The organism is Pseudomonas sp. EggHat1 (assembly GCF_014892995.1).
GTDB lineage: Bacteria > Pseudomonadota > Gammaproteobacteria > Pseudomonadales > Pseudomonadaceae > Aquipseudomonas > Aquipseudomonas chaetocerotis.
This window is the reverse complement of record NZ_JACKQK010000002.1, coordinates 234,193-256,949: the sequence shown is the minus strand read 5'-3', so window position 1 is coordinate 256,949 and position 22,757 is coordinate 234,193. Positions and strand designations below refer to the sequence as shown.

The following is a 22,757-nucleotide window of genomic DNA, read 5'->3' as shown; positions in this document are numbered from 1 at the left end:
GATTGGCTGCGACCATATGGCGTCGACTCGATGAGCACTTATTGTAAGCCGCTTACAGCCCGCCTTTCCCGCATGCTGCACGAGCATCTGGTCGACAGCGGCCGGACCACCGATGCTTAACTGCATCGTCCCGAACGGTCTCCAGCGGAGGTCCTCGCCCTCCAACTACGGGGCTTGCTACATGGCTGGCGAGCTGTCATACGAAAACCCGCGCAGAAAAGGTCTGGCAAAGCCAGGCGTAACGGAAGACGGCAGATAGCATGTACCACGGAGAAAAATTCAACGCCTGGAGCCACCTGATCGGCGCTGTGCTTGCAGCCATCGGTGCAGTATGGCTGCTGGCACTGGCCAGCTCCACGGGCGATCTCTGGAAGATCGTCGCGGTGGCCATCTATGGCGTCACCCTGATATTGCTGTACAGCATCTCCACCCTCTACCACAGCATGCGCGGCCCGGCGAAACGGGTGATGCAAAAACTCGATCACCTGTCGATCTACCTGCTTATTGCCGGCAGTTACACCCCTTTCTGTCTGGTAACCCTACGTGGTCCCTGGGGCTGGAGCTTGTTCGGCATCGTATGGAGCCTTGCGGTGATCGGCATGCTGCAGGAAATCAAACCCCGCTCCGAAGCACGCGTGCTGTCGTTGATCATCTACGCGGTGATGGGCTGGATCGTGCTGGTGGCGGTAAAGCCCTTGATCGCCGCCCTGGGCATGACCGGTTTCAAGTGGCTGGCGGCGGGTGGCGTGCTCTACACCGTGGGCATCATTTTCTTCGCTTACGACAGTCGCTTTCGCCATTGGCATGGCATCTGGCACCTGTTCGTCATGGCCGGCAGCCTGCTGCACTTCGTGGCGATTCTGTTCTACGTGCTGTGACGACTTTCGTGCGCCGATTGAAAGACGTTCAACAGGGCCAGTCTTTTTCATCTTTGCTGATAAAGCCACACTGGACCTCACTGCCTACCGGCCTCAGGGCGAATACTCGCCGCCATCAATCACCGAGGCAGCCGCAACGGCGAATAACGCTTGTGTAGCGCATTCGCCTTTCCCAGCGCACAACAGGAAACCTGTCATGACGTCTCTTTCTCGCCCCATCCGCCGGGCAGCCAGCGCTACCCTGCTGGCTATTTCCATACCGTTCTTCAACTCGGCCCTTGCAGCCAAGGTCGGCGACCTGGAAGTAGTCGCCGAACTACCGATCCGCCCCGGCAACGTCGCTCCCAGCGCGGACAACCGGGTGTTTGCCACGGTCCATCCCCTGGGGGCGCCCGCAGCCGCTCAACTGATCGAGATCACTGGCCGCGAAAGCTACAAACCCTGGCCCACCAGCACGGTGCAACGCGGCACCGCCGCTGCCAACGATGCGCAGATCGATACGCCGCTGGGCATCGCCATCGATGGCAAGAACCGCCTGTGGATAACCGACATGGGCCTGAACCTGGGCAAAACACGCCTGTGGGGCTTCGATGTGGCGACTGGCGATGAGCTGTATCGCATTGAGCTGCCTGCCGATATAGCGCCCAAAGGCAGCTTCATCCAGGATCTGGCCGTCGACGACAACGCTGGCTGGATCTACCTGGCGGACATCGCCAACCCCGGCCTGATCGCCGTAGAGATCAGCAGCGGCAAGACGCGGCGCTTCAGCGGCCATGCCGCGCTGCAAGCAGAGCCCGACGCCAGAATGGTCATCGGCGGCGTGCCGATTCAGTTCCAGGGCAAACCTGCCAACGTGGCGGTCAATCCGATCACCCTGTCGGCCGACCATGCCACCCTGTACTTCGGTGCAATGAGCGGCAAGAGCTGGTACTCGTTGCCCAGCAAGCTGCTGCGTGACGGCGCCAGCGACGAGCAAATCGCGGCTGCCATCCAGCGAGTCGGTGCCAAGCCCGTTTCCGACGGCGCCGGCACCGACGCCAAGGGCCGGCATTTTTTCACCAACCTCAACGACAACGGCATCGACCTGCTCGATACCGATGGCACGCTCAAGCCGCTGGTACGCGACGCCCGACTGGACTGGCCGGACAGCGTACATATCGGTCACGACGGCTGGCTGTATATATCGGTCAATCAGCTATACAAAACCCCGGCCTTCACCGGTGGCACCGACAGCGGCAAACCGCCTTATCGCGTGATGCGCGTGTGGCCGGGAGAATAAGCCACCCCGCACCACTGCCGGCATCATCCGTGCCCTGACGGAGATCACCGTACCTACTACTGTGCCTATCCGTTCGGTCGCCGTTTACAACACCAGGGGCATTGCCCACCAGGCCATTCCCACAGCACCGGCCCTGTCCGGTGCTGTGGACGAGTGGACGTCAGCACAGAAAGTCAGCTTTCGCTCGAAGAAGGTTTCGATCAGAGGCATGGAGATTGCCTCGATTGGCTGCGACCATATGCCGTCGATTCGATGAGCACTTACTCTATGCCGCTACCGCTGGTCTACCACGAGGACTACAGCCCGCCCTTTCCGGCCGGGCATCGTTTCCCCATGGAGAAATTCCGTCTGCTGCGCGATCACCTGGTCGACAGTGGCCTGACCACCGATGCCGAGTTGCAACGCCCCGAACTTTGCCCGGCGGATGTTCTCGCCCTGGTTCACTGCCCCGACTACATCGCCCGTTACATGGCCGGCGAGCTGTCATATGAAGACCAGCGCCGCCTAGGTCTGCCCTGGAGCGATGCCCTGGCGCGGCGCACCGTGCGCGCCGTGGGCGGTTCGCTGCTGACCGCCGAATTGGCGCTGCGTCACGGCCTGGCCTGCCACCTGGCTGGCGGCACGCACCATGCGCACTACGACTTCCCCTCCGGTTTCTGCATCTTCAACGACCTGGCGGTGATCGCCCGCTACCTGCTCGAAGCCGGCCGCGTGCACCGCGTACTGATCTTCGATTGCGACGTGCATCAGGGCGACGGCACCGCGCGGCTGCTGGAAGACGAGCCGGATGCCGTTACCGTGTCACTGCATTGCGAGCAGAACTTCCCGGCACGCAAGGCGCAGAGCGACTGGGACATCCCCCTGCCGCGCGGCATGGGCGACGAGGACTACCTGAAGGTGGTGGACGACATCCTCAACTACCTGCTGCCGATCTATCAGCCGGACCTGGTGCTCTACGATGCGGGCGTCGACGTGCACAAGGACGATGCCCTGGGCTACCTGCAACTCACCGACGCCGGCCTGGCGGCCCGTGACGAAGCCGTGCTGCAGCACTGCCTGGGCCGCGACATTCCGGTGCTGGGGGTGATCGGCGGCGGCTACTCGAAGGACCACGCCGCACTCGCCCGCCGCCACGGCATCCTGCACCACAGCGCGGCGAAGGTGTGGGCGGCGCGTGGGTTGGGTTGACGAGCACACCTGACGACACCTCGGCATAATCGTGTTTTATCCCTATATGGAAACAGCGTCATGGATGACTCATTCGAGCTGAACAAGGCCAACTGGAACGAACGCGCCGCACTGCACGCGGCCTCGCCCGACTATCAGGTGCAGAAATTCATCGAGTCGGCCGAACACCTGTCCGATGTCGTGCGCTTCGATCTGCCTCGCCTCGGAGATATCCAAGGGCTGGAAGCGCTCCATCTGCAATGCCATATCGGCACCGATACCCTGTCACTGGCCCGCCTGGGCGCGCGGCTCACCGGCCTGGACTTCTCCTGCGCCTCGCTGGAGCAGGCGCGCCGCCTGGCTGACGCCTGCCTGCAGCGCATCCACTTCGTCGAAGCCTCGGTCTACGATGCGGCACAAGCGCTCGGCGAGCGGCGATACGACCTGATCTACACGAGCATCGGCGCCCTCAACTGGCTGCCGCGCATCGATGATTGGGCGCGCAATGTTGCGGTGTTGCTCAAGCCCGGCGGGCGCCTCTTTCTGCGCGAGGCGCATCCCGTTCTGCTGAGCCTGGACGAGACGTGCGAAGATCAATTGCGCATCGCCCATCCGTACTTCGAACACCACGAGCCGCTGGTCTGGGATGACGAGCAAACCTACGTGCAGACCGAAGCGACGCTCACAGCCAGCGTTACCCACGAATGGAATCACGGCCTGGGTGAGATCATCTCGGCCTTGCTGCGCCATGGCATGACGCTCACCGCCCTGGAAGAACACGAGTGCCTGCCTTGGGAAGCCCTGCCCGGGCAGATGCAGTTGGGCGCAGACGGCGAATGGCGTCTGCGTTCACGGCCCGAGCGCCTGCCGCTGAGCTACACGCTGCAGGCCGTGAAGAATCGCTGACGAGCAGAGCCGTGATTAGCCGGCCAGCACCCTGTCCAACGCCTGCTCCAGAGTGGCCACGGTGCGGTCGATGTTGCCGAGTTTGTCCAGCCCGAACAGGCCGAGGCGGAAGGTCTGAAAGTCCGCCGGCTCGTCGCATTGCAGCGGCACGCCGGCGGCGATCTGCAGGCCGATGGCGGCGAACTTGGCGCCGGTCTTGATCTGCGCGTCGTCGGTGTAGCAAACCACCACCCCTGGCGCTTCGAAGCCCTTCCCCGCGACGCTGTTGAAGCCACGCGCCGCCAGCAGTGCGCGCACCCGGTCACCGAGTTCCTGCTGTTGCTCGCGCACCCTGTCAAAACCGAGGGTCTTGGCCTCGAGCATGGCATCGCGGAAACGCGCCAGGGCGTCGCTGGGCATGGTGGCGTGGTAGGCGTGGCCGCCCTGCTCGTAGGACTGCATGATCTGCAGCCACTTCTTCAGGTCGCAGGCGAAGCTGGTGCTCTGGGTCGATTCGACACGCGCCTGAGCCGCTTCACTCATCATCACCAGGGCGCAGCAAGGCGAGGCGCTCCAGCCTTTCTGCGGGGCGCTGATCAGCACGTCGATGCCACAGGCCTGCATGTCCACCCAGAGGGTGCCGGAGGCAATGCAATCGAGCACGAACAGGCCGCCGACGGCATGCACCGCGTCGCTCACCGCGCGCAGGTAGTCGTCCGGCAGGATCATGCCCGAGGAGGTTTCCACGTGCGGGGCGAACACCACCTGCGGTTTCTCGGCGGCGATGGTGGCCAGCACTTCGTCCAGCGGCGCCGGGGCGAAGGCCGCCTGCGGGCCGTCAGCGACCGGGCGCGCCTTGAGCACCCGCGCCTCGGCAGGAATCCGGCCCATTTCGAAGATCTGCGTCCAGCGGTAGCTGAACCAGCCGTTGCGGATCACCAGGCACTTCTGAGCGGTCGCCAACTGCCGCGCCACCGCTTCCATGCCATAGGTGCCGCTGCCCGGTACCACCGCCACGGCATGGGCGTTGTAGACCTGTTTCAGGGTGGCGGAGATATCGCGCATCACGCCCTGGAACGACTGCGACATATGGTTCAGCGAGCGGTCGGTGTAGACCACCGAATATTCGATCAGGCCATCGGGATCGATGTCGGGGCAGATCTGGGACATAACGGGCTCCAGCCGAAAAGGTTCGACCAGAACCTGCCCTAAGCCTGAGCAAATGACAAGGCCGGGGAGCACTCGGGTACCAGGCTGCTGAAAAACTACCTGCGTTGGCAATACTGCGTTAAAAACAGCCTCAAAATGCTCATTTACAGCACGTAAACTGCGCTTTTTCGGCTGTTTTTGCCTTGTCTTGCCTGCCTCGCCTACGTTTTTCAACTGCCTGGTAGAATACGCAGCCGTTCCCTGACCGCCCCGCCGCCATGACCACACACAGCCCGACCACCGCTCATCACGTCGCCATCATCGGCGGCGGCCCTGCCGGGCTGATGGCTGCCGAAGTGCTGGCACAGGGTGGCGTGCGCGTGGAGTTGTTCGATGCCATGCCCTCGGTGGGGCGTAAATTCCTGCTGGCCGGCGTCGGCGGCATGAACATCACCCACTCCGAGCCCAGGGACGCCTTCATTGGTCGTTATGGCGAGCGTCAGGCCGACGTCGCGGCGCTGCTACGCGAGTTCGACGCCGATGCCCTGCGCACATGGATTCATGGTCTGGGCATAGACACCTTCGTCGGCACCTCCGGCCGCGTATTCCCTAGCGACATGAAGGCCGCGCCGCTGCTACGCGCCTGGCTGCGCCGCCTGCGCGAACTGGGTGTAGTCATCCACACGCGCAGCCGCTGGCTGGGATGGAACGCCGATGGCAGCCTGCGTATCGCTGGCCCGGATGGTGAGCGCGCACTGGCCGCCGATGCCTGCCTGCTGGCACTGGGCGGCGGCAGCTGGGCGCGGCTGGGCTCCGATGGCGCCTGGGTGCCCCTGCTGCAAGCTCGCGGCGTCGAGGTGGCAGCGCTGAAGCCAAGCAACTGCGGTTTCGAGGTCGCCGGCTGGAGCGATCACCTCAGGGAGAAATTCGCCGGTGCGCCGCTGAAGAACATTGCCCTTGGCCTGCCCGACCAGGCGCCTCGCATCGGCGAGTTCGTGCTGACTGCAGGCGGTATCGAAGGCAGCCTGGTGTACGCCTTTTCCGCCGATATCCGTCGTGCCATCGAGGCCGATGGCCTGGCCGTGATTCACCTCGACTTGTTGCCGCAGATGCCGCTGGCCAGGCTGCAACAGGCGCTGGCCAAACCACGCGGCAAACACTCGATGGCCAAGCATCTGCATCGCCAGGCCGGCCTCGATGGGGTGAAGGCCGCCCTGCTGCGCGAGCTTGCACCCGCTGAAACCTTCGCCGATCCAGCCGCACTGACAGCGTGGATCAAGGCGCTACCAATCACCCTGGTGCGCACCCGACCGCTGGACGAGGCAATCAGCAGCGCCGGCGGCGTGCCCTTCGCGGAACTGGACGCAGGCCTGATGCTCAAGACCCTGCCCGGCGTGTTCTGCGCCGGCGAGATGCTCGACTGGGAAGCGCCCACCGGCGGCTACCTGCTGACCGCCTGCTTCGCCAGCGGGCGGGTGGCAGCACAGGGCATGCTGCGCTGGCTGAGTCCGTAGGGCGGGGGCAACCCGCCACTTTGATCTGGCGGGTTTCACCCGCCCTACGCATGAAAACTGCTGTGCCCTGACTAGGGCTGCGTCTATGCTCAGAATTGGCGCTTCCCACACAGGTAATTCCCCGCCGTGATCCCGCTGCTGGTCTGTGACGACTCCAACATGGCGCGCAAGCAATTGATCCGCGCGCTGCCGGCTGAGTGGCCGGTTTCCCTCAGCCAGGCCAGCAACGGCGAAGAGGCGCTGGCATCGATCCGCCAGGGGTTGGGCCAGGTCATGCTGCTCGACCTGACCATGCCAGTGCTCGATGGCTACCAAACCCTGGCCGCGCTGCGCGCAGAAGGGCTCAGCAGCCAGGTCATCGTGGTGTCGGGCGACGTGCAGGAAGAAGCCGTTCGCCGCGTGCGTGAGCTGGGTGCCCTGGCCTTCATCAAGAAACCCGCCGACCCCGAGATCCTGCGCCAGACACTGATCGATCTGAAGCTGTTCGACCCGCACGCCACGCCAGCGGCGCAGGCCCAGGCCGCTGCGCTGTCAGAACTCAAGGTCAGCTTCCGCGATGCCCTGCGCGAGGTCAGCAACGTCGCCATGGGCCGCGCCGCCGCGTTGCTGGCCAAGGTGCTGGGTGTATTCGTGCAGTTGCCGGTGCCGCAGGTGAATATCTTCGAAGTCAGCGAGCTGCACATGACCCTGCTCGACGCCCAACGCGGCGAGCGCTTCAGCGCCATCTGCCAGGGTTTCATCGGCGAGGCCATCGCCGGAGAGGCGCTGCTGCTGTTCCATGACTCGGAAGTGGACGACATGGCGCGCCTGCTCGGCTGGCAGCCGGAGAACGAAGCGCAAACCTCGGAGATGTTGCTGGACCTGGCCAGCATCCTGACCGGCGCCTGCCTGGCCGGCGTCGCCGAGCAACTCGACCTGCGCTTCTCCCAGGGCCACCCGCAGTTGCTCGGCCAGCATGCCAGTCTCGACCAGCTGATCCAGGTCAACCGTCAGCGCTGGCGCAAGACCCTGGCCGTGGAGATCAGCTACAGCCTGGAAGGCCATGCCATCCACTTCGACCTGCTGTTGTTGTTCACCGAAGATTCGATCAAACGCCTGACCGACAAGATCGGCTACCTGATGGAGTGAGGCGATGCCCGCACAGATCGATATCAAGGAAGTTCACTGGCTGCTCGACATCGTGCAATGCATCGACGTCGGTGTGGTGGTGCTCGACCGCCAATACCGCGTCGAAGTGTGGAATGCCTTCATGGAGAACCACTCCGGGCTGGGGCCGGACCAGGTACAGGGGCGTTCGTTGTTCGAGCTGTTCCCGGACATTGACCGCCCCTGGCTGGAGCGCAAGGTGGAAAGCGTGGTGCAATTGGGCACCCGTGCCTTCAGCCTTTGGCAGCAGCGCCCCTACCTGATGCGCTTCAAGAGTTACCAGCCGATCACCGGCCAGGCCGACTTCATGTACCAGAACGTCACCCTGTTGCCGCTGGCCGGCCAGCCGGTGGAGCATGTGTGCCTGGTGATCTATGACATGACCGCTGCAGCCGTGGCGGCACTGGCGCAACCGGCTCGATAAAAACGCCGTAGCCCGGATGCGATCCGGGGCCGGTGCCAGGTGCTCCCGGATTGCATCCGGGCTCTGACGAAAAAGGAATTTACATGCTGCGCAGCGTTGAACTGAAAACCTTCGTCCCGGCACGGGACTTCGCCCTGAGCATGGATTTCTACCAGGCCATGGGCTTCAAGCGCGGTTGGTCGGACGAACAGATGGCCTATTTCAGCCATGGTGATCACTGCGCCTTTCTGCTGCAGAACTTCTACGTGAAGGAGCAGGCGGAGAACTTCGTCATGCACCTGCTGGTGGAAGAAGTCGATGCGTGGTGGCAGCAGATTCAGGCAGCCCGCCTGGATGAGCGGTTCGGCACGCGACTGATCGCGCCGCAGGATCAGCCCTGGGGCATGCGCGAGTTCATGGTGTTCGATCCTAGCGGCGTGCTGTGGCGAATCGGCCAGAACATCGACTAGTCGCGGCTAAAGCCCCTCCCACAGCGTGCCGTAGGGCGGGTGCAACCCGCCAACAGAGATCCCACCTACTTCTTGCCGCCCTTGGGCTTGCTGCCGAAGCTCGGCACCTTGCGCACCGCCTTGGCCTTGGGCTTGGCGTCCTCTTCCTCGAACCAGCGGCCGAGGTGAATATTGCCCTTGCCGGCAGGCTTGGCCGCACCAGGGATCAGCTTCTGCTTGGGCTTCTTCGGTTTCTTCAGCACCTGGCCACCGACCGCCGTCAGCGGTACGCGGTGATCGGGAATGAAGTCCGGCTCATCGACACGCTTGATCAAYTGCTGGGTCAGGTTCTCGATCGCCGCCAGCTGATCCACCTCATCGGCGCAGACCAGGGAGATCGCCTCGCCGGTGCTGCCGGCGCGGCCGGTACGGCCGATACGGTGCACGTAGTCTTCGGCGTTGATCGGCAGATCGAGGTTGACCACCAGCGGCAGGTCGTCGATATCCAGCCCACGTGCGGCCACGTCGGTGGCCACCAGAATCTGCACGTCGCCGGCCTTGAAGCGCTCCAGCGCACGCAGGCGGCTCGGCTGTGGCTTGTCGCCGTGAATCGAATCAGCAGACACGCCCATGGCCAGCAGTTCCTGCTCGAGCTGATCGACGCCCTTGCGGGTCTTGGCGAACACCAGCACCTGGCCCCAGCGGTTTTCCTGCAGCAGGTGCAGGAACAGCTCGCTCTTGCGCTTCTTGTCCACCGGAATCAGCCATTGCTTGACGGTCTTGGCAGCAGCGTTGCGCGGGCTGACTTCCACCGACAGCGGATCGCGCAACAACTCGCCGGCCATCTGCCGGATGGCATCGGAGAAGGTGGCGGAGAACAGCAGGGTCTGGCGCTTTTTCGGCAGTGCACTGAACAGCTCGTCCAGCTCGCGGGCAAAACCCAGGTCGAGCATGCGGTCGGCCTCATCCAGCACCAGGGTCTGCAACTGGGAGAACTTCACCGCGTTCTGCCGATACAGGTCGAGCAGTCGCCCCGGCGTGGCCACCAGCACATCGACACCCTTGCGCAGCTTCATCATCTGCGGGTTGATACTGACGCCGCCGTACACCGCATAGCTGGTCAGCGGCAGGTGCTGGCCATAGCTCAAAAAGCTCTGCAGTACCTGCTCGGCCAGTTCGCGGGTTGGCGTCAGCACCAGCGCACGCACGCTGTTGCTGGCGACCTGCGGGCCTTCCAGGGTCAGACGCTGCAGCAGCGGCAGGGCGAAACCGGCGGTCTTGCCGGTACCGGTCTGCGCTGCGGCCATCAGGTCACGGCCCTTGAGCACCGCGGGAATGGCCTGGTTCTGCACCGGGGTCGGGGTCTGGTAGTCGAGGTCAGTAAGGGTATGCAGCAACGGCTCGATCAAACCGAGAGAGGCGAAGGTCATGGGGCAACCGGCGAGGCAATGGGAACAGGCGCGCAGTTTACCCTGTCCCCCAGCCGAGCGCCTTCAACCTCGATAAAGATCGCCGCTGAAACGCCTCCCACAGCGCTTATCGCCAGCGATCCTGGCTACCAACTTGTAGGAGCGGCTTCAGCCGCGAAATCCCCCGGCATACCGTCCATCGATGAAGGCTACGAATCCGTGGGAGGGGCTTTAGCCGCGACAAGAGCGCGCGACTGAAACGCAATGCCACCCAGCCGCTCTACAAAGCCAGAGTTTGCGCTGCGCTAGCCAGCGGCCAATAGCGCACGCACCTTGGCGGCGGAGAGGTTCTGCAACTGACAGAGAAAGGCATGGTCGGCCTGGTGCCGGCCATGGCGCTCACGCAGCAGGCCGAACAGATGCAACGTCAGGTTCGCTGCCATCTCGGCATCGGCCAGAGCGCGGTGAGCTCGGCCGGTATCCGGCAAGCCGGCCCAAGCGTTGAGGTTGCCCAGCTTGTGGCTAGGTGCCTCGGGCAACAGGCGCCGCGATAGCAGCAGCGAGCAGGCGAAGGGCTGCGCACGACGACGGCGCACACGCGCCAGTTCGGCGTCCCAGAACTTCTGGTCGAAGGACGCGTTATGCGCCAGCAGCGGCCTTTCCCCGATGAAGTTGGCCACCTCGTTCATCACCTGATCCGACGGCGGCGCGTTGCGCAGCATGGCGTTGCTGATACCGGTGAGCTGCTCGATGAATGGCGGCACCCAGGCACCGCTATTCATCAGGCTCTGGTAGCGGTCGACGATGCGCCCGTCCTCGATGATCGCCACGCCGATCTCGGTGGCGCGCGCCTGGCTCGGCGACACGCCGGTGGTTTCGAAGTCGATGACAGCGATGGATTCCAAATAAAACCTCAGAACGTGTTGAGAAGTCGTCGCGAGCGAAGGCAGGTCGCGTTTCGCCTGCGCGCAGCAAGCGGAGTGTAGTGAAATACATAAGCATTGCGAGCACAGCCGAAGCGCGGGATACCGAACGCAGTAGGCTTAGAACCTGTTCACAATCTCGCGAGCTAGAGCCATACAACACCGATGGCGGCCCCGCAAAAACAGGCGAGGAACGGTCGGAGTCGCGCTCGACTTTACGAGCTGTAAATGAGCATTGCTCGTTGCACTCGTCCTTCGGACCGCGCTGAAGCGCGTTAGCCGCGAGCGGCTTTCCGAGCCTGTTTTTAACGCAGTAGGGCCGACGCGCAGCAGATCGTGAACAAGTTCTTACAAGTTCTTACAAGTTCTCAGTGATTACGTAGCAAAAGCTCACCCTCGATGGGCACATACAAGCTGGCGGCGCGGATCAGCGACTGCGCCGTCAGCCCGGGCGCGCCATAGGCGATAGCCTCGACACCACGGCTGCGCACGCGCTCGAGCAGCAAGTCGAAATCGCCATCGCCAGAGGCCAGAACGATCTCGTCGACGCGCTCGACGGCATCGAGCACGTCGATGGTGATGCCGACGTCCCAGTCGCCCTTGGCCGAACCGTCGCTGCGCTGGATGTAGGGTTTGAGCTTCACGGTGAAGCCCAGCTTGCGCAGGATCTGCTGGAACTGCTGCTGCTTGGCGTCGCCACGGTCGATGGCGTAGGCGTACGCTTCAACGATCACACCACGGCGACTGACCTCGGCCCACAGCACGCTGTAGTCGAAGTGGCAGCCATAGACCTGGCGCACCGTGTAGTAGAGGTTCTGCACATCGGCGAATACGGCGATCTTCTTCACCGGGAGTCCTCGGGGGCAACGAAGCCGCCAGTATGCCAGAGCTGGGCCGCGGATGCGGCCGGGGCTGGCCCAGGCGCGGCGCAGACCCTATCCTTGGCGCCATGACGCCTCTACAACTGCTTTGCCAGCGCAATCTCGAACTGCTGCAACGCCTGGATATCGCTCATCGACTGGTCGAACACGAGCCGGTGCTGGATTACCCCACCGCTCATGCCGTGCGCCAGCGTTTTGGCCTGCGCGGCGTGGAGAGCAAGAGCCTGTTCCTGTGCATGGGGCCGCAGAGATACGCAATGCTGATCAGCGTCGAAGGCGCCCGCGCCGACTGGGCCAGGCTCAAAGCGCTGCTCGGCAGTCGCCCGCGCATCGCCAGCGACGAGGAACTGATCGAGCACACCGGCTGCGTGCCGATGTGCGCCTGTCCGTTCGGACATGACGCCAGCATCACCCTGCTGATCGATCGTGCGGCGCTGGCCTGCGACTTTTTGCTGTATTCACCCGGCCCGCCCGAGCTGACCCTGGAAGTGCCTGGTAACGAACTACCGCGTCTGCTCGCCGCACTGCCAAACGCGCAGCTGGAGTACCCTTGAACTCATTCGACTGCCCCGGCGAAAGGCTACAGCGCCCACGCCCACACACTTGGTAACCTGCCGATGAAGCCTCTGTCCGTCCTGCGCGACGCCTGGTTTTTCTCCAGCCACAACCTGCTGGCCATTGCCCGCCTGACCCTGCCGCTGTTGCTGCTCGAAGCCATCGCCCAGACGATCCTCGCCGCCCAGCTCGGCGAAGGTGCCAACCCGGCCTATGGCGTGCTGCTCGGCATTCTCTTCTACCCGCTGTATGCCGCGCCGCTGATTCTCTTCCTGCATGCGCGCAGCATCGGCCAGACGCCCGCCAACGCGCCGCTGTTCGCGGCCGGCCTGCAACTGTGGCCAGCCTTCGCCCTGATGACCGGATTGAGCACCCTGGCAATCATGCTCGGCCTGTCGCTGTTCATCGTGCCGGGCATCTGGATCATGATGCGCCTGGCCTTCTCCGAACTGATTCTGGTACTGCGCCAGGAGCCGCCGCTACGCGCGTTGCAGGCCAGCTTCACGCTGACCGAAGGGCGCTTCTGGCCGGTGTTCGCCTGCCTGGCCAACGTGCTGGTGCCGTTGTGGCTGCTCGACTGGTGGACGCAACCGAGTCAGAGCGACACCCTGCTATGGGTGCTGCATCAGACCGGCAACGGCTTCCTGCAACTGTTCGCCATCGTGGTGCTATTTCGCCTTTTCATGTTGCTCGAACCGCAGCAGGCGGCGAATAGCGAGAACAGTGACTAGCAGGCTGTTGAAAAACTACCTGCTAGGCTTGCAGCTTTGGCCAGTGTAAGGAGAGCGCCATGAGCGAAACAAATCCCAGCATCCTGTCCCACGTGTCCATCGGCACCAACAACTTCGGCGCCGCCAGCGCCTTCTACGCCAAGGTGCTGGCCACTCTCGGTTGCCGGGAAATCATGCGCCATCCCGGGGCAGTGGCCTTCGGCCGCGAGTACCCGGAGTTCTGGGTGCAGACGCCAATCAATGGTCAGCCGGCGACGCTCGGCAACGGCAGCCACTTCGGCTTCGTCGCCCCGGACAAGGCCTCGGTACATGCCTTTCACGAGGCGGCGCTGGCAGCCGGCGGCGCGGACGAAGGCCAGCCAGGCCCACGCCCGGACTACGGCGAGCCCTACTACGGTTGTTTCGTCAGGGACCTCGACGGCCACAAGATCGAGGCGGCTTACTGGGATATGGAGCTGATGTACGAGCTGTACGTCGAACCACACGATCATGGCTGACAGGGCCTGCTATTGATGCGCCACTACCACTTGGTAACGCCGAGCCGCTCGCGCTACCCAACCCTCGCGTAGCAGGGTCTCCAGCGCAGCCGCAAGTTGCGGCAGACGCTCCAGGCGCTGACGAGAAAAACCGATGTAGAGATCGGTGCGCGCCTCGGGACGGTAGGCAGCCTTGACGATGCGACCGCCCAGTTCGGGAGTCAGCAAGGCGTAGTCAACCTGGCAGTCAGTGCCCACCAGCACGTCGATACGGCCGCGCACGAGCATCTGCAGCAACTGGCTCTCGTTACTGACACCGACCTTGTTCAACGCCTGATCGCCATCGAACGGCCGGAAGTACACCGACTCCAGCACATAGCCGATGCGCAGCCCGCGAAGCTTCTCGTAGTCGTCCAGGCGCGTGGCCAGCACCGGATTGGCGTAGAAACGCGGCGAGCACGCGTAGTACGGCGCCTCCAGATACTGGATATAACGCTCACGCTCCGCCGTCCTGGCTAGCCCGGTCATCAGGTCGGCCTTGCCCTGCTCCAGCGCAGCCAGCCCTCTCGCCCAGGGCGCCCGCTCCACGTCGAAGCGCAGCCCGGTGCGCCGTGACAGTTCGGCCAGCAGATCGATATCCAGCCCCTGCAACTGACCGTTCTCGTCTTCCATGCGAAAGGGCGGCCAGAGGTCAGTGATCACCCGCAAGGGTTCGCCCTCGCCAGCACGGCACAGAGGCGCCAGGATCAGCAGTGCGAGCAGCCAGAGGCGCATCAATTGCGCCCCGAACGCTGTGGTCGCAACCCGGAAAGCCGCGGTAGCAGCACCCGCTCGAACAGCCTCGGGAAGAAGCGCGCCAGCACCCGGGCACGCCAATCGACGTTGGACAACACCAACAGACGCCGACGCTTGAGCGCCCCATGGTAGATGGCCTCGGCGACATCCTGCGGCGAAGCCACCTTGCCCATCGCCAAGGGTGGCTGGGCGGCCACCGAGCCGTCACCGACCAGGGCATTCTTGCGCAGATCAGTCGCGGTAAAGCCAGGGCACACCAGCATCACGTTCACACCCGAGCCCTTGAGCTCAAAGCGCAGTGTCTCGAACAAGCCGTGCAGCGCGTGCTTGCTGGCGTTGTAAGCGCTGCGATAGAGCAACGGCGCGATGCCCGATAGCGAGCTGAGCACGATGATCTGCCCGCCCCGCGCAATCAGGCTGGGCAGCGCCGCCTGGGTGCAGTAGAGCGCACCGAAATAGTTGACCGCCATGACCCGCTGGAAGACCTCCAGACTGGTCTCGGCGAAGGTGCTGCGATGAGTGATGCCGGCATTGTTGACCAGCACATCGATGCCGCCGAAACGCTCCACCGCCAGCGCCACCGCGCGCTGCACCGCCTCGGCGTCAGCGACGTCGCAGAGCAGGCCCAGAGCCTCGGCGTTGTGATGATCGGCCAGGTGCTGCACCAGGCTGTCCAGCGACGCCTGCTGCAGATCGAGAATCACCAGCCGCGCACCAGCCTGGGCCAGGCGCATCGCCAGGGCGCGACCGATGCCGGCACACCCTCCCGTGATGAGTACGACCTTGCGGTCGAACACCTTGTTGGCGAATACCTTGCGATACATGCGTTGCTCCCGCTGCCCTGGCCTCGCCGACACTACAACCTGTTATGGCTGCCATCGCAACAGGGTGGCGTGGCCGTGTGCTTGCAGCCACAGAAAAATACCCGTTCGGCGCGCTCGGCATGGTACTTCTGTGGCGTCAGCCCGCTGCCCTTGTGGCTGCCATCGCAGAATGGCTGGCTGGCGCTGTGCCCGCAACGGCACCAGAAATAATCCCGCCCGGCCTCCACATCCACCGCGTAGGGGCCACGCTGGGCGATCAGCGGCTGGTTCATCGCAACCTCCCGGCAGGATCGCGCATGCCTGGGCCGACAGGCCGCAGTCAGGTATCCTCGCCTCCTTCCAGCATAGCCGCCCGTTTCGCCATGTCCCTGCCCCGCCCGCTTCGTCTGCTCCTGCTCATTGTGCTGCCATTGCTCGCGGTGCTCATTGCGCTGGTCTACAGCCTGACCTGGCGCCCGCTCCCCCGTGAGGAGGCAGCCGTGTCATGCACTGGCCAGGTCGCCCAGCTGCAACCCGGTCAGGCACTCAAGGTGATGACCTGGAACGTGCAGTACCTGGCCGGCAAACGCCATGTGTTCTGGTACGACCTACCCGGCGGCGATGGCCCGGATGAGCGCCCGAGCAGCGCCGATCTGGCTGTCACCTTGGACGAAGTGGTACGCGTGCTGCGCGACGAACAACCGGATGTCGTGCTGCTGCAGGAGCTGCACGACAACGCCAGGGCCAGCGACTACCAGGATCAGCTGGCCCTGCTACAGGCGCGCCTGAGCGACCTTTACCCCTGCAGCACCGAGGCGTTCTACTGGAAGGCCGGCTTCGTCCCGCACCCGCGCATCCTCGGCAGCGTCGGCATGAAGCTCGGTACCCTCAGCCGCTTCCAGATCGCCCGCGCCGAGCGCCTGCAACTGCCCATGCTGGAAAGCGACCTGCTGAGCCGTCAGTTTCAGCTCAAGCGCGCCCTGCTGGTCAGCTACCTGCCGATTCGTGGCGGCGACGAACTGGTGGCGATCAACACCCATTTCGATGCCTTCGCCCAGGGCGCGGACACCATGCAGCGCCAGGTGGAGATGACCGACGGCCTGCTCCAGCAGCTGCAAAACAGCGACAAGACCTGGGTGCTGGGCGGCGACCTCAACCTGCTGCCGCCCGGCCAGTTCCAGCATCTGCCGGAGGATCAACGTAGCTGGTACGCAGCCGACAGCGAACTGCAGGACCTGGCCCGGCGCTACCCGATGATCCCCAGCCTGCAACAGGCCAGCGGCGAGGATCAGGCCAGGTGGTACACCCATTACCCCAATGATCCCGCCGCCAGCGGCCCGGATCGCACCCTCGACTACCTGTTCTACAGCCCGCGCCTGACGCCCTTCGCCAGCCAGGTTCGCCAGCGCGATACCCTGACCATTTCCGACCATTTGCCGGTGATCGGTCGCTTTTTCCTGCCAAGTCAGGAATAAACGTGCAGAACTGGACAAGTCCACTGCGACTTGTCCATGCTCGTGGGGCACCACTCGATAACAACAAATGACGGCCAAGAGCCGCAATACCCGGATGCCAAGACGCTTCTGCCTGATATTCATCGTCCTGCTATGGCTGCACGCCGCTCATGCTGCCGAGGCCAGGCAACGCGTTCACGTGGGTTACTACGAGTTTCCACCCTTTTCCTATACCGACGCACAAGGCCAGCCCAGTGGCTCGGGCCTGGAGCTGGCCGCGCGCCTGCTCGACGAGGCGGGATACCAGGCAGACTTTCGCGCCTACCCCGGTGCCCGCCTCTACAGCGGCCTGCTCGACGGCAGCATACATATCTGGGCCGGCGCCTCAGGCAAGCCGGAGCTGGCCGAGCACACCCTCGAAGGCAAGCACCTGCTGGGGGAGATCACCCTCAACCTGTATTTTCGCCATGACACACCTGCGCCGCGCATTCCGGATGATCTGCAGGATCGCGGGGTGATCCTGATCACCGGCTACAGCTACTGGCAGGACGTCAATCAATGGCTGGAAGATCCGGCGCGAAATATCACTCATCACCGTACCGCCAACCACACCTCGGCCCTGGAAATGCTGGCGCGCCGACGCGGCGACTACCTGCTGGACTATCAGGCCCCCGTCGAACAGGCCAAACGCGCACTGGGCATGGTCGACCTGCCCTTCGTCGAGGTACAGCGCTTGCCGCTGCGGCTGATCTATTCACGACGTGCGCCTGATGCCGAGCGCCTGCGCGAGGAGCTGGATCGGGTGTATCAGCAATTGCAGGATGCCGGCGAGGATCTGTGGCTGAATTGACGCTTCAATCTTCCCGCAATCGGGCCAGTGCCCGCTCCAGACTGGCATGCGACAGCTCGCCCAGATGACTGCCGACCTGTCGGCCCTCGGCGTCGTAGAACAGCGTGGTGGGTAAGGCCCGCGAGCCCACCAACTGACCCAGCTGCACCTGCTCGTCGAGCAGCAGGTTGTCCAGGCTCAGTTGCTGCGCGGCGAGGAACTCATCCACCAGCGCAGCGCTTTCCCCCTGGTTGACGAACAAGATGGTGATAGCCGCCTCACGTTGTTGCGCCTGCATCAACACTGGCATCTCGCGCCGACATGGCGGGCACCAGGTCGCCCACAGGTTGATCACCAGCGGCTGACCGGCGTAGTCACGCAGGTTCACCGGCTCACCCTGCATATCCCGCACCTGCAGACCGGGCAACCGCGTGCCCTGCTCCAGCGCATGCAACATCAGGTTGCCGCCGAGCCACAGTGCCAGCCCGACGCTCATCGCCACCCCCAACGGCCGCCGCAATTGTGCGTGACGCCAGAGATACCAGGCACCCAGCGCCAGCCCTGCGAGCACGCCTGGCCAGGCGATGAAACCACCATCGCGGATATCCACCACTCGCCAAGGTTCATCGCGGTAGTACTCGGCATACAGCAGCACGAACGCCAGCCGCGCCACCAGCAGCCCCAGCATGAGCATCCGGAACAACTGACTTTCCGGATTGCAGCCGTGACGACGACCGATCAACCAGCCAACCAGTGTGGCCAGCAGCAGGCTGCCAAACAGCAGCACATGGGATACACCAAGGGCCAAGGGCCCGACATCCAGGGTCAGCATCGACTTCTCATTTTCTCGGTTTGGCCCGTGCGGTGGGCTCGGCAATCAGCGGGTCATCCGGCCAATAATGCTTCGGATAACGCCCCTTGAGATCCTTCTTTACATCCAGGTAGGTATTGGCCCAGAAGCTGGCCAGGTCCTGGGTCACCTGCACCGGCCGCCGCGCTGGTGACAGCAAGTGCAGTTTGAGACCGAGGCGGCCACCGGCGATGCGCGGCGTGGCGGCCAGGCCGAACAGCTCCTGCAGGCGCACGGCGAGCACCGGTGGGTGCTCCGTGTAGTCGATGGCGATGCGTGAACCGGACGGCACGTTCAGCGCACGCGGCGCCAGCTCGTCGAGGCGCTGCGGCAACGGCCAGGGCAGCAGCGTCTGCAGGATCGACGGCAGGTCGAGGCCTGCGAAGTGGCTGAGGCGATTGACCTTGCACAAGTAGGGCGTCAGCCACTGTTCGAGGCTGGCCAGCAGCGCGACATCGGACAGGTCCGGCCATTCGCTTTGCCCTTGCTGTTGGATGTCCAACTCGCGCAGCAGCGCCACTCGCGCCTGCCACTGACGCAGCTCGGGCGTCCAGGGCAGCAGCTCCAGGCCCTTGCGCCGCACCAGGCCGACCAGCGCACGGCTGCGCGCGGCCTCGTCCAGCGCAGCCAGCGCCTGGCGTTCCAGCACCAGTTCGCCGACCTTGCGTTGGCGCTCGGCGCGCAACACGCCTTCGCGCTCGTCCCAGTCGAGCACGTCCAGCGCCTCGACCTGCTCGGCGAGCTCACGCTCGAACAGCGCCGGGTCGAGATCGGCGGCGAGGTAGATGCGCTCCTCACGCTGGCCCTGGCGGCTGCCCAGATCAGCGACCACCAGCCATTCGTGCTTCATCAGGGCATCGGTTTCACCGAACTGCGCGGCACGACCATTGGCCAGGCGATAGTCGGCGCCACCGGTGCGGCGCTGCTGGGCGATGCGGTCGGGGTAAGCGAAGGCCAGCAGACAGCCGAGCCAGCGCGGGTGCTCGGGGTCGCTCACGGCCTGGCTTACCGACCGGCCTCTAAGCAATCCGTGGAACTGCTTCGCCAGTTGCCGGGCGCGCTGCACGCCGCCTTGGGCCGAGCGCACGGCGCGGCTTTCGCCACCAAGCAGTGCCAGACGACTGTGCAAGTCGGCGCCACCGCCGCGCAGGATATCGCGCTCGGACAACAGCGCCGCCAGGTCGCACGCCAGCGCACCGAGGCCAAGAGCCTGGCCGCGCAGCAGCAGATGGGCAATACGTGGATGGCTCGGCAGCTCGGCCATGGCCTGGCCGTGAGCATTGAGCGCACCACGTTCATCGAGGGCGCCGAGGCGGCCGAGCAGATCGAGCGCCTGTGCGTAAGCGGCCGGCGGTGGCACGTCGAGCCAGCTCAGCTCCTGTGGCGTCACGCCCCAACGCAGCAGTTGCAGGGCCAGCCCGGCCAGATCAGCCGCAAGGATTTCTGCACCGGAATAGGAACTGAGCTGCTCGTGCTGCGCCTGCGACCACAGCCGATAGCAGGCGCCCGGCTGCAGGCGGCCGGCACGCCCCGCGCGCTGGGTGGCGGAGGCGCGGGAAATGCGCTGGGTGTCGAGCCGCGTCATGCCGCTGGCCGGGTCGAAACGCGGCACTCGCGCCAGACCGGCGTCGATGACCACGCGCACACCGTCGATGGTCAGGCTGGTCTCGGCGATGTTGGTGGCCAGCACCACCTTGCGCTTGCCCGCGGGTGCTGGCTCGATGGCGGCGCGCTGGGCGGACAGATCAAGCTCGCCATGCAGCGGACAGAGCAGGATGTCGTCGCGACCTCCCAGGACATCCCCCAGTTGCTCGGCCACGCGGCGAATCTCGGCCTGCCCCGGCAGGAACACCAGCAGGCTGCCCGGCTCGTCGGCCAGCGCCTGCTGCACCGTCTGCACCACGCGCGGCTCGATCCACTCACCGGGCGCCTGCGGCGCGCCCCAGCGAATATCCACCGGGAACATGCGGCCCTCACTGCGCAGCACCGGCGCATCGCCGAGTAGCGCGGCCAGGCGCTCCCCCTCCAGAGTGGCGGACATCAGCAGCACCTTGAGCGGCGACTCGCCGCTGTCCGTACCGCGAAACATGGCGCGGCCATTGAGGGTCAGTGCCAGGGCCAGATCGGCGTCCAGGCTTCTTTCGTGGAATTCATCGAAAATCACCAGGCCGACGCCGTCCAGCGCCGGATCATCCTGCAGACGACGGGCAAGAATGCCCTCTGTGACCACCTCGATGCGCGTGTTCGGCCCTACCTTGCTGTCCAGACGAATGCGATAGCCGACCGTCTCACCCACCCGCTCGCCCAGCTCGCTGGCCAGACGCTCGGCAGCGGCGCGGGCTGCCAGGCGACGCGGCTCGAGCATGAGGATGCTCTGCCCGGCCAGCCAGGGCGCATCGAGCAATGCCAGCGGCACGCGGGTGGTCTTGCCGGCGCCGGGTGGCGCTTCCAGCACCACTTCGTGGCGGGCGCTCAGCGCATTGCGCAAATCAGGCAGCAGCGAATCGATAGGCAGGATGTTCATCATTTCTCCACGGCAGACCGGCGATTATAACGGCGAACCGCCTGTCAACTTGCTGGTCTGAAACAGCGCCCTGCAGTTTTGCAATCATCGCCTTGGTATAGTTGCGCCACTTTTTTCTGGAGGTGCTCATGCGCACGAAATCCCGCGTTATTGTCGGCGTTGTCGCCGCTACCCTGCTCGCTCAACTGACCGCCTGTGGCTCGATCTTCTACCCGGATCGGCGTGGCCAGATCGAAGGCCGGATCGACCCGGTAATCGCCGGGGCCAACGCCATCGGCATCCTGTTCTACGTGATTCCGGGCCTGATCGCCTTCGCCGTGGACTTCGCCACCGGCGCCATCTACCTGCCCGAAGGCCAGACCGTTCAAGTCGACCCGCAGCAGCTCAAGCAACTGATCGGCAAAGACGGCAAGGTCGACCAGTACGCACTGAAGACGCTGATCGAAACCAGCACCGGCCACCAACTGCCGCTGGACGACCCGCGCCTGATCCAGCACAGCGGCAGTGCTGAGCAACTGGCCGCCTACGGCCTGCGCCCGGCTGCCTGAGTCCATGCACAACCCGCAGCATGCCAGGCTGATGCGCCTGGCCACTCGCGCGGCGCTGACCGTAGCGCTGACGCTGGTGCTGGCCAAGGCGATTGCCTGGTGGTTGAGTGGTTCGGTCAGCCTGCTGGCCGGCCTCACCGATTCGCTGCTCGACAGCGCCGCCTCGCTGATCAACCTGATCGCCGTGCACTTCGCCCTGCGCCCTGCGGACGAGGATCACCGCTATGGCCACGGCAAAGCGGAGGCGCTGGCCGGCCTGGCCCAGGCGCTGTTCATTGGTATCAGTGCCATCCTCATTGGCCTGCAAGGCATCGAGCGTCTGCAAGCGCCACAGCCGCTGGAGGCCGAAGGCCTCGGCATCGCCGTCATGCTGCTGTCGTTGGCGCTGACTGTCGCGCTGTTGATGTTCCAACACAAAGTGGTGCGCGAGACCGGCTCCACCGCGATTCATGCCGACTCGCTGCACTACCGCTCCGACATCCTGCTCAACAGCAGTATTCTTCTCGCCTTGCTGTTGACCCGTTTCGGCTGGCTGCAGATGGATGCGATCTTCGCCATTGGCATCGCCTTCTACATCTTCTGGAGCGCCATCAGCATCGTACGCGGTGCGATCGGCGTACTGATGGATGAAGAACTCCCCAGCGAAACCACTCGGCATATGTACGAGCTGGCCAATGCCGTCCCCGGCGTGCTCGGCTCCCATGACCTGCGCACGCGTATTTCTGGTACGCGCTGGTTCGTCCAGTTGCACCTGGAGCTGCCGGGCGAGATGAGCCTGTCCGACGCACATGCGCACTGCGAGGCCGTGGAAAAAGCGATCCATGAGCAATATCCACGCGCCGAAGTGCTGGTACACGCTGATCCGTCGGAAGTGGTCCAGCACTGACCGCAGCGCCCCGCCTCTCGAAAATTGCCAAAGCCCACGGGGCCTCCCGCAAAAATCCCAGACAATAAAAAGGGGCCTTGCGGCCCCTTCGGGAAATCTGTCCGGTGCTGGCGATGCTGTCGCCGCTTTCGTCGCCCGCCTGGTTGGGCAGTGCGGACCCGGGTGCCGGTGCGATCCGGTAGGACCGTCGGCGCCGGCTCACCTGGTTGGGCGAGGCCGGTAG

25 protein-coding genes are annotated in these 22,757 nt (G+C 64.4%); 15 read left to right on the top strand and 10 right to left on the bottom strand.

Going from position 1 to position 22,757, the window contains the following annotated elements; genetic code table 11:
* The first annotated feature begins 260 nt into the window (after window positions 1–260).
* From trhA to INS93_RS05425, 4 genes are all read left to right on the top strand, one after another.
* Window positions 261–878, top strand: a complete 618-nt coding sequence (gene trhA / locus INS93_RS05440) for a PAQR family membrane homeostasis protein TrhA (protein ID WP_192980593.1) — start codon at window positions 261–263, stop codon at window positions 876–878.
* Window positions 879–1,074: 196 nt separating this feature from the next.
* Complete coding sequence (locus tag INS93_RS05435) at window positions 1,075–2,157, top strand: L-dopachrome tautomerase-related protein (RefSeq protein ID WP_192980592.1); 1,083 nt, start codon at window positions 1,075–1,077, stop codon at window positions 2,155–2,157.
* 267 nt (window positions 2,158–2,424) lie between these two features.
* Window positions 2,425–3,345 (top strand): histone deacetylase, encoded by a 921-nt coding sequence (locus tag INS93_RS05430; protein WP_192980711.1) that lies wholly within the window; start codon window positions 2,425–2,427, stop codon window positions 3,343–3,345.
* A 60-nt stretch (window positions 3,346–3,405) separates the two neighbouring features.
* Window positions 3,406–4,230 carry a class I SAM-dependent methyltransferase gene (locus tag INS93_RS05425; protein WP_192980591.1) on the top strand — a complete coding sequence of 275 codons (825 nt, stop codon included), beginning with the start codon at window positions 3,406–3,408 and terminating at the stop codon, window positions 4,228–4,230.
* 15 nt (window positions 4,231–4,245) lie between these two features.
* Here INS93_RS05425 and INS93_RS05420 read toward each other — a convergent pair whose 3' ends face one another.
* Entirely contained in the window at window positions 4,246–5,379 is a 1,134-nt protein-coding gene (locus tag INS93_RS05420) for an aminotransferase class V-fold PLP-dependent enzyme (protein WP_192980590.1), read from the bottom strand.
* Between the two features lie 257 nt (window positions 5,380–5,636).
* Between INS93_RS05420 and INS93_RS05415 the strand changes: the two genes are divergently transcribed.
* The 4 genes from INS93_RS05415 (at window position 5,637) to INS93_RS05400 (ending at window position 8,891) form a co-directional block, all read left to right on the top strand.
* A complete protein-coding gene (locus INS93_RS05415) occupies window positions 5,637–6,872 on the top strand; it encodes a TIGR03862 family flavoprotein (protein ID WP_192980589.1) in 1,236 nt (411 codons plus the stop codon).
* 126 nt (window positions 6,873–6,998) lie between these two features.
* Window positions 6,999–8,000 carry a response regulator gene (locus INS93_RS05410; protein WP_192980588.1) on the top strand — a complete coding sequence of 334 codons (1,002 nt, stop codon included), beginning with the start codon at window positions 6,999–7,001 and terminating at the stop codon, window positions 7,998–8,000.
* Window positions 8,001–8,004: 4 nt separating this feature from the next.
* Window positions 8,005–8,442: a PAS domain-containing protein gene (locus INS93_RS05405; RefSeq protein ID WP_045736286.1), complete on the top strand. Its 438-nt coding sequence runs from the start codon at window positions 8,005–8,007 to the stop codon at window positions 8,440–8,442.
* Between the two features lie 83 nt (window positions 8,443–8,525).
* Window positions 8,526–8,891: a VOC family protein gene (locus tag INS93_RS05400; RefSeq protein WP_192980587.1), complete on the top strand. Its 366-nt coding sequence runs from the start codon at window positions 8,526–8,528 to the stop codon at window positions 8,889–8,891.
* A gap of 65 nt (window positions 8,892–8,956) precedes the next feature.
* On the opposite strand, the gene INS93_RS05395 is transcribed toward INS93_RS05400, so the two are convergent.
* The 3 genes from INS93_RS05395 to INS93_RS05385 all read right to left on the bottom strand — a co-directional run bounded on the left by INS93_RS05395 (window position 8,957) and on the right by INS93_RS05385 (window position 12,050).
* Complete coding sequence (locus INS93_RS05395) at window positions 8,957–10,300, bottom strand: DEAD/DEAH box helicase (RefSeq protein WP_192980586.1); 1,344 nt, start codon at window positions 10,298–10,300, stop codon at window positions 8,957–8,959.
* A gap of 284 nt (window positions 10,301–10,584) precedes the next feature.
* Entirely contained in the window at window positions 10,585–11,184 is a 600-nt protein-coding gene (locus INS93_RS05390) for a PolC-type DNA polymerase III (RefSeq protein WP_192980585.1), read from the bottom strand.
* A gap of 386 nt (window positions 11,185–11,570) precedes the next feature.
* Window positions 11,571–12,050, bottom strand: coding sequence for an NYN domain-containing protein (locus INS93_RS05385; RefSeq protein ID WP_075749683.1), 480 nt, complete (start codon window positions 12,048–12,050; stop codon window positions 11,571–11,573).
* A gap of 101 nt (window positions 12,051–12,151) precedes the next feature.
* On the opposite strand from INS93_RS05385, the gene INS93_RS05380 reads away from it, so the two are divergent.
* From INS93_RS05380 to INS93_RS05370, 3 genes are all read left to right on the top strand, one after another.
* Window positions 12,152–12,637: a YbaK/EbsC family protein gene (locus INS93_RS05380; protein WP_192980584.1), complete on the top strand. Its 486-nt coding sequence runs from the start codon at window positions 12,152–12,154 to the stop codon at window positions 12,635–12,637.
* 63 nt (window positions 12,638–12,700) lie between these two features.
* On the top strand, window positions 12,701–13,369 hold the full coding sequence (locus tag INS93_RS05375; protein WP_160017153.1) for a hypothetical protein: 669 nt from the start codon (window positions 12,701–12,703) through the stop codon (window positions 13,367–13,369).
* 59 nt (window positions 13,370–13,428) lie between these two features.
* On the top strand, window positions 13,429–13,866 hold the full coding sequence (locus INS93_RS05370; RefSeq protein WP_192980583.1) for a VOC family protein: 438 nt from the start codon (window positions 13,429–13,431) through the stop codon (window positions 13,864–13,866).
* 9 nt (window positions 13,867–13,875) lie between these two features.
* Here the strand turns inward: INS93_RS05370 and INS93_RS05365 are convergent, their stop codons facing one another.
* The 3 genes from INS93_RS05365 to INS93_RS05355 are packed head-to-tail and all read right to left on the bottom strand — an operon-like array spanning window position 13,876 to window position 15,736.
* Entirely contained in the window at window positions 13,876–14,619 is a 744-nt protein-coding gene (locus tag INS93_RS05365) for a substrate-binding periplasmic protein (RefSeq protein ID WP_192980582.1), read from the bottom strand.
* Window positions 14,619–15,464, bottom strand: coding sequence for an SDR family oxidoreductase (locus tag INS93_RS05360; RefSeq protein WP_160017150.1), 846 nt, complete (start codon window positions 15,462–15,464; stop codon window positions 14,619–14,621). Before INS93_RS05360 ends, INS93_RS05365 begins: the two co-directional genes overlap by 1 nt.
* A 32-nt stretch (window positions 15,465–15,496) precedes the next feature.
* Complete coding sequence (locus INS93_RS05355) at window positions 15,497–15,736, bottom strand: CDGSH iron-sulfur domain-containing protein (RefSeq protein WP_160017149.1); 240 nt, start codon at window positions 15,734–15,736, stop codon at window positions 15,497–15,499.
* 90 nt (window positions 15,737–15,826) lie between these two features.
* Here INS93_RS05355 and INS93_RS05350 point away from each other — a divergent pair, with 90 nt between their 5' ends.
* Window positions 15,827–16,918, top strand: a complete 1,092-nt coding sequence (locus tag INS93_RS05350) for an endonuclease/exonuclease/phosphatase family protein (protein ID WP_192980581.1) — start codon at window positions 15,827–15,829, stop codon at window positions 16,916–16,918.
* Between the two features lie 94 nt (window positions 16,919–17,012).
* Entirely contained in the window at window positions 17,013–17,747 is a 735-nt protein-coding gene (locus INS93_RS05345; protein ID WP_192980710.1) for a substrate-binding periplasmic protein, read from the top strand.
* A gap of 4 nt (window positions 17,748–17,751) precedes the next feature.
* On the opposite strand, the gene INS93_RS05340 is transcribed toward INS93_RS05345, so the two are convergent.
* From INS93_RS05340 to INS93_RS05330, 3 genes are read right to left on the bottom strand one after another with little or no spacing between them, the layout of a single operon-like run.
* The gene (locus INS93_RS05340) at window positions 17,752–18,558 is read right to left on the bottom strand and encodes a TlpA disulfide reductase family protein (RefSeq protein ID WP_160017147.1); all 807 of its coding nucleotides are present in this window, start codon (window positions 18,556–18,558) and stop codon (window positions 17,752–17,754) included.
* A gap of 7 nt (window positions 18,559–18,565) precedes the next feature.
* Complete coding sequence (hrpB, locus tag INS93_RS05335) at window positions 18,566–21,100, bottom strand: ATP-dependent helicase HrpB (RefSeq protein WP_192980580.1); 2,535 nt, start codon at window positions 21,098–21,100, stop codon at window positions 18,566–18,568.
* On the bottom strand, window positions 21,066–21,230 hold the full coding sequence (locus INS93_RS05330) for a hypothetical protein (RefSeq protein WP_192980579.1): 165 nt from the start codon (window positions 21,228–21,230) through the stop codon (window positions 21,066–21,068). Before INS93_RS05330 ends, hrpB begins: the two co-directional genes overlap by 35 nt.
* On the opposite strand from INS93_RS05330, the gene INS93_RS05325 reads away from it, so the two are divergent.
* Together INS93_RS05325 and INS93_RS05320 are read left to right on the top strand one after the other, a co-directional pair.
* Window positions 21,229–21,648, top strand: a complete 420-nt coding sequence (locus tag INS93_RS05325; RefSeq protein WP_192980578.1) for a polyribonucleotide nucleotidyltransferase — start codon at window positions 21,229–21,231, stop codon at window positions 21,646–21,648. The two genes, INS93_RS05330 and INS93_RS05325, sit on opposite strands and share 2 nt — an antisense overlap.
* A 4-nt stretch (window positions 21,649–21,652) precedes the next feature.
* Window positions 21,653–22,534 (top strand): cation diffusion facilitator family transporter, encoded by an 882-nt coding sequence (locus INS93_RS05320; RefSeq protein WP_192980577.1) that lies wholly within the window; start codon window positions 21,653–21,655, stop codon window positions 22,532–22,534.
* The last annotated feature ends 223 nt before the right edge of the window (window positions 22,535–22,757 follow it).

Excerpts from the sequence above, each read along its gene's own strand:
- INS93_RS05415 (WP_192980589.1), top strand. The coding sequence starts at position 5,637 with ATGACCACACACAGCCCGACCACCGCTCATCACGTCGCCATCATCGGC.
- INS93_RS05365 (WP_192980582.1), bottom strand. The coding sequence starts at position 14,619 with ATGCGCCTCTGGCTGCTCGCACTGCTGATCCTGGCGCCTCTGTGCCGT.
- trhA (WP_192980593.1), top strand. The coding sequence starts at position 261 with ATGTACCACGGAGAAAAATTCAACGCCTGGAGCCACCTGATCGGCGCT.
- INS93_RS05420 (WP_192980590.1), bottom strand. The coding sequence starts at position 5,379 with ATGTCCCAGATCTGCCCCGACATCGATCCCGATGGCCTGATCGAATAT.
- INS93_RS05435 (WP_192980592.1), top strand. The coding sequence starts at position 1,075 with ATGACGTCTCTTTCTCGCCCCATCCGCCGGGCAGCCAGCGCTACCCTG.
- INS93_RS05380 (WP_192980584.1), top strand. The coding sequence starts at position 12,152 with ATGACGCCTCTACAACTGCTTTGCCAGCGCAATCTCGAACTGCTGCAA.
- INS93_RS05350 (WP_192980581.1), top strand. The coding sequence starts at position 15,827 with ATGTCCCTGCCCCGCCCGCTTCGTCTGCTCCTGCTCATTGTGCTGCCA.
- INS93_RS05355 (WP_160017149.1), bottom strand. The coding sequence starts at position 15,736 with ATGAACCAGCCGCTGATCGCCCAGCGTGGCCCCTACGCGGTGGATGTG.
- INS93_RS05345 (WP_192980710.1), top strand. The coding sequence starts at position 17,013 with ATGCCAAGACGCTTCTGCCTGATATTCATCGTCCTGCTATGGCTGCAC.
- INS93_RS05330 (WP_192980579.1), bottom strand. The coding sequence starts at position 21,230 with ATGAGCACCTCCAGAAAAAAGTGGCGCAACTATACCAAGGCGATGATT.
- hrpB (WP_192980580.1), bottom strand. The coding sequence starts at position 21,100 with ATGAACATCCTGCCTATCGATTCGCTGCTGCCTGATTTGCGCAATGCG.
- INS93_RS05370 (WP_192980583.1), top strand. The coding sequence starts at position 13,429 with ATGAGCGAAACAAATCCCAGCATCCTGTCCCACGTGTCCATCGGCACC.
- INS93_RS05425 (WP_192980591.1), top strand. The coding sequence starts at position 3,406 with ATGGATGACTCATTCGAGCTGAACAAGGCCAACTGGAACGAACGCGCC.
- INS93_RS05400 (WP_192980587.1), top strand. The coding sequence starts at position 8,526 with ATGCTGCGCAGCGTTGAACTGAAAACCTTCGTCCCGGCACGGGACTTC.
- INS93_RS05405 (WP_045736286.1), top strand. The coding sequence starts at position 8,005 with ATGCCCGCACAGATCGATATCAAGGAAGTTCACTGGCTGCTCGACATC.
- INS93_RS05375 (WP_160017153.1), top strand. The coding sequence starts at position 12,701 with ATGAAGCCTCTGTCCGTCCTGCGCGACGCCTGGTTTTTCTCCAGCCAC.
- INS93_RS05320 (WP_192980577.1), top strand. The coding sequence starts at position 21,653 with ATGCACAACCCGCAGCATGCCAGGCTGATGCGCCTGGCCACTCGCGCG.
- INS93_RS05430 (WP_192980711.1), top strand. The coding sequence starts at position 2,425 with ATGCCGCTACCGCTGGTCTACCACGAGGACTACAGCCCGCCCTTTCCG.
- INS93_RS05340 (WP_160017147.1), bottom strand. The coding sequence starts at position 18,558 with ATGCTGACCCTGGATGTCGGGCCCTTGGCCCTTGGTGTATCCCATGTG.
- INS93_RS05360 (WP_160017150.1), bottom strand. The coding sequence starts at position 15,464 with ATGTATCGCAAGGTATTCGCCAACAAGGTGTTCGACCGCAAGGTCGTA.
- INS93_RS05325 (WP_192980578.1), top strand. The coding sequence starts at position 21,229 with ATGCGCACGAAATCCCGCGTTATTGTCGGCGTTGTCGCCGCTACCCTG.